3 protein-coding genes are annotated in these 2,629 nt (G+C 67.2%); 2 read left to right on the top strand and 1 reads right to left on the bottom strand.

What is annotated here, in order from left to right:
• Nucleotides 1-69 precede the first annotated feature (69 nt).
• Nucleotides 70-789: a transposase gene (locus tag ACFVDP_RS43860; RefSeq protein ID WP_383503440.1), complete on the bottom strand. Its 720-nt coding sequence runs from the start codon at nucleotides 787-789 to the stop codon at nucleotides 70-72.
• 269 nt (nucleotides 790-1,058) lie between these two features.
• Between ACFVDP_RS43860 and ACFVDP_RS43855 the strand changes: the two genes are divergently transcribed.
• On the top strand, nucleotides 1,059-1,820 hold the full coding sequence (locus ACFVDP_RS43855; RefSeq protein ID WP_383503438.1) for an ANTAR domain-containing protein: 762 nt from the start codon (nucleotides 1,059-1,061) through the stop codon (nucleotides 1,818-1,820).
• Nucleotides 1,821-1,881: 61 nt separating this feature from the next.
• The gene (locus ACFVDP_RS43850) at nucleotides 1,882-2,583 is read left to right on the top strand and encodes a GAF and ANTAR domain-containing protein (RefSeq protein ID WP_383503436.1); all 702 of its coding nucleotides are present in this window, start codon (nucleotides 1,882-1,884) and stop codon (nucleotides 2,581-2,583) included.
• The last annotated feature ends 46 nt before the right edge of the window (nucleotides 2,584-2,629 follow it).

The following is a 2,629-nucleotide window of genomic DNA, read 5'->3' as shown; positions in this document are numbered from 1 at the left end:
ATGATTATCATGCACGAGGTCGTAAGGGCTGTCCCGTTATGGTCTGTGATCGGGCGCTGACCTGTTCGTTCATTGCTGTGTGAGTACGAGGTTGTGCAGCCGGGCGATGCCGAGCATGGCGTGGTGGACGCCTTCGCCCTTCAGGCGGCAGTCACGAAGGACCTTCCAGTTCTTCATGCGGGCGAATGTGTGCTCGACGCGTGCGCGGACCTTGCGATGAGAAGTGTTGGGTTCCTTCTTCCACGACGAGAGTTCAGTCCGACCAGGTTCGCGGCGATGCGGGATGACGAGACCGGTACCCCGGTACCCGCCGTCCGCGATCACCACGGTTTTGCCGACAGCAGCCTTGGCGCCGGACAACTCCCACGCCTGACAGTCGTTGCGATTGCCGGGCAGCGGCTGGCCGACTCTGACGACGAGCCGAGTGGCTGCGTCAATGACGACTTGGTGGTTGGTCGAGTACCGATAGTTCTTGGACGGTTCCGCGATGTCGTGGTCGCGTGTGGGAACCAGGGTGCCGTCAACGATGAGCACAGTGTCTCTGCGGAATCGCTGCCGTTGTTTGAGGGCGAGCAGTGGACCTGTACGGGCAAGGATCCGACCAGCTGCGGACTTCGAGACACCGAACAGCGGGGCGAGCTGCCGAAGCGTCAGGTTGGTGCGCCAGTAGGCAGTGACCAGCAGAACCCGGTCCTCCAACGTCAGAGACCATGGTCGCCCCGGCCCCGGTTCGTCGGCGCCCTCACGTCGCAGCATGCGTATCAGCTTGTGGAAGGCAACGAGGTTCATGCCGGTGAACGGGGCAATCCATGACGGCTCCGATGCTGTGATCACGGTTGGCACAACAGAAGCGTCTCACCGGTTGTACGGCCAGATCCGGCGAGGCTTGCTGCGCGATCGAAAGCGCTGGCGCTGCGAAGGTATTCGGCCCGCGGGGGAGTGACTTTCCGCTGAGTCCTCCCGGTGGGGGAGCGGGAGGACCAGAATGGCAACAAGGCCGGGGCGCCGCCGCCCGAGCGGCGGGCTGCGGCGCCGACCTATGAAGTGAGGTGGCCGTTATGGCGCAGCCGGAGCGGGACGAGCGGCTGGCGCGGGCCTTCATCGAGCTGGCGGACACGCTGGCCGACGGCTTCCAACTGGTCGACTTTCTGCACGTGCTGACCGACCACATGGTCGAGCTGCTGGAAGTGGATGCGGCCGGGGTGGTCATGGTCGATGTCCGCGGGCGTCTGATCGACGTCACGGCGTCCACTCACACCGTGCACCAACTGGAGGAACTACAGCTGGAGTTCGATGAGGGACCGTGCCGGGATTGCTGCCTGGACCACTGCGTCATCCCCCCGGTGGACCTGACGACCCGGGCTGCCACCGACCGCTGGCCACGCTTCACCACGACTGCGCGGGCCGCCGGCTTCACCGCGGTGGCCGGACTGCCGCTTCGACTGCGCGAGGAAGTCATCGGCGCCGTCAACCTCTTCCACACCACCCCCGACGGCCTCCACCCGGCCGATCTGCGTCTGGGCCAAGCCCTCGCCGACGCGGCCACCATCGGCATCCTCCACCAGCGGCTCAGCAACGACCAGGCCGAACGCGTCAGCCAGCTGCAGACCGCGCTCAACAGCCGCATCACCATCGAACAGGCCAAGGGCGCCCTCGCCGCCCGCCTGGACATCACCCCCGACGCCGCCTTCACCCTGATGCGCACCTACGCCCGCTCCCACAGCCGCTCACTCACCCAGCTGTGCCTGCAACTCCTCGAAGGCTCCCTCCACTTCGGCCTGTTCGCCCAGTCCGACAAGGACAGGCCACTCGGAGGCTGAGGCTCACGCCCGATCCGCCCGCGCTCCGGCGCTCCACCCCCTGCACGTCGAGGAGACAGCGGTGCCCCCAACCAGCCCCGAGCTTCCCAAGCTCCTGGCCACAGCCTCCGCGGCCGACCAGGGACTCGACGGACTGCCGCCGGCACCCTGCGCGGCCGCGCTCGGCCTGGACGGCCTGACCATCTCCCTGCGCAACAACTCCAGCATCGAACTCGTCTGGTACGACTCCGGCGACACCGCCGGCATCGTCCTGGACGACCTCCAGTACACCCTCGGCGAAGGCCCCACCTGGGACGCAGCCCACACCGGCCAACCTGCGATCGCGCCCGACCTGCACACCACACCGGAACACCGCTGGCCGGCCCTCCTGCCCGCCACCCGCGACCAGCCCACACGCGCCGTCATCGCCCTGCCACTTAACCTGGGCGCCATCCGATTCGGCGTCCTCACCGGCCACCGCGCCACCCCCGGCCCCCTCACTCGCGCCCAGATGGCCGACATGTTCAGCCTCGCCGAAACCGCCGTGCTCCTCCTGCTCAGCCCCTCCGGCTCGCGCGACAACGACAACCACGGCCCCCTCCCCCTGCACCGAGCCCTCATCCACCAGGCCGCCGGCGCCCTCACCGTACGGCTCGGCATCCCCATCGAACAGGCCCTGGCCCGCCTGCGCGCCTACAGCTTCACCCACGCACGCCCCATCCTCGACATCGCCAACGACGTCGTCCACGGCCACAGCAACCTGAACGATTCACCACCCAACTGACCAACAGTTGCGGGATAGCCTTTACGACCTCGTGCACGATAAGCAC

This window comes from Streptomyces sp. NPDC057694, from assembly GCF_042799415.1.
Classification (GTDB): Bacteria; Actinomycetota; Actinomycetes; order Streptomycetales; family Streptomycetaceae; genus Streptomyces.
The sequence above is the reverse complement of the archived record's forward strand: the minus strand, read 5'-3'. Positions and strand labels throughout refer to the sequence as shown.

Bases quoted from the DNA above. Each gene is read 5' to 3' on its own strand.
- ACFVDP_RS43860 (WP_383503440.1), bottom strand. From the start codon at position 789: ATGAACCTCGTTGCCTTCCACAAGCTGATACGCATGCTGCGACGTGAG.
- ACFVDP_RS43855 (WP_383503438.1), top strand. From the start codon at position 1,059: ATGGCGCAGCCGGAGCGGGACGAGCGGCTGGCGCGGGCCTTCATCGAG.